This is a genomic window from Variovorax robiniae, from assembly GCF_037889955.1.
GTDB classification, from domain to species: domain Bacteria; phylum Pseudomonadota; class Gammaproteobacteria; order Burkholderiales; family Burkholderiaceae_C; genus Variovorax; species Variovorax robiniae.
The window spans coordinates 1-1,662 of record NZ_JBBKZS010000084.1 but is presented as its reverse complement, the minus strand read 5'-3'; the positions used below and the strand labels follow the sequence as shown (position 1 = coordinate 1,662).

Here is a 1,662-nt window from a genome sequence, read left to right as displayed (position 1 = left end):
CGGCGCGCGTCAAGGTAGTTGTCGCCTCGATCATGCAGCCAGGGGCTGTATGTTCGATGCCCTCGACTGTTTCTGAACGATGCAGTCCCGTTCGGGGTTGAGGGTCACAGCGCCGACGGGCGTCCAGTCACGAGTAGGCCCTGACCAGCGTGCTGGGTTGAGCGCGCGGGCACGGGTGTACAGCGCGTGGCGAGCAGCGAGGATGGCCTGGTCTTCACCGTCGTGACGCTGCGCAGGGCTGACGTAGCGGATGCCGCTGTGTCGATGGTCCTGGTTGTACCAACGCACGAAGCCGGCCGCCCAGGAGCGCGCGTGGTCCAAGTCGGCGAAGCCCTTGGCGGGGAACTCTGGGCGGTATTTGGCCGTGCGGAACAACGATTCCGCATAGGCGTTGTCGTCGCTCACGCGAGGCCTCGAATACGACGGCTTCACGCCCAGCCAATTGAGCATCGCCAGTACTGTCGTGGCCTTCAACGTGGAGCCGTTGTCGCCATGCAGCACCGGCTTGGTGTCGAGCATGGCGATGCCCTCGGCGAGCGCCGTGCGGCGCACCAGATGCACGGCATGGTCGGAGTCGTCGGTGTCGTGGACCTCCCAGCCCACGATCTTGCGGCTGTACAAGTCCAGGATCAGGTAGAGGTGGAACCAGCGCCCAAGCACCAGCGCGGGCAGGTACGTCATGTCCCAGCACCACACTTGTCGAGGTGCCTCGGCGATATGCGTCGTGGGCGGGCGCACGGCCCTGGGGGCCTTGGCACGTCCGCGATGAACAGACTGGCCGTGCGCGCGCAACACGCGGGCGAAGCTGGACTCGCTCGCCAGGTAGACGCCCTCATCGGCCAGCATGGGCACGATGCGCGCCGGCGGCACGGCCGCAAACCGCGGCTCATTGGCCACCGCCAGCAACCGTGCGCGCTCTTCCTGGCTCAGCGCATGGCTGGGCATGGGGCGCACGGCCTGCGGCCTGCCATCGCCCGCGGTGAGGCCTTCATGGGCCTGCCAACGCTGCAGGGTGCGCACGTCGATGCCGGCGGTCTGGCAGGCCAGGCGAAGCCGCGCACCGGCGGTGTGAGCCTTGGAGATGTTCTGGGCCACGATCTGGCGATCTTCGAGGCCGATCATTCGTCCCCTCCCTTGTGGAAGATCGCCTCGAGATTTTTTGAGAGTACCAACAGGGCGGCGGTCTCGGCCAGCGCCCGGTCCTTGCGCAGCAGGTCGCGCTCGAGCTCCTTGATGCGCTTGCGGTCGGCCCGCGTAGCCTGTGGGCTGGCGCGAGCCTCCTCGGGCTCTGCCAGCGCGGCCGTGGCGCTCGATCGCCACTTGTCGAGATCGCCCGGGTACACGCCCTGTTCGCGACACCATGCGCTCTTGCCGGTCTCGCTCATCGCCGCGGTGGTGATCACAGCCTCAAGTCGAGCGCCCGCAGTCCAGGCCCGCCCTCGGGCGGGCCTGGACTGCGCATCCTCGCGCCATCGCTGCAGCGTCCCCACCCCAATGCCCACTTCGCGGGCCACCACCTCTGCTGCCGAACTCTCCGGCGGAAGCAACCTTGCTACCGCTCGGTCCTTGAATGCTTGTCCGTATCGAGCCACTCTCATCCTTCATCGCCGCCCCCAGGTTCTTGGTTCTATCGGGGCGACAACTATTCTGACGCGGGGGGGT

General features: G+C 67.2%; 1 protein-coding gene. It reads right to left on the bottom strand.

All coding sequences use genetic code 11. The features are described from left to right. Positions 1-30: 30 nt before the first annotated feature. Positions 31-1,592, bottom strand: a protein-coding gene (locus WKW79_RS36930; RefSeq protein WP_340340180.1) for an IS3 family transposase whose coding sequence is annotated in 2 segments (ribosomal slippage) — positions 31-1,163 and positions 1,163-1,592 — 1,563 coding nt in all. Because the reading frame shifts where the segments join, the coding sequence is not laid out codon by codon here. Between the last annotated feature and the right edge of the window lie 70 nt (positions 1,593-1,662).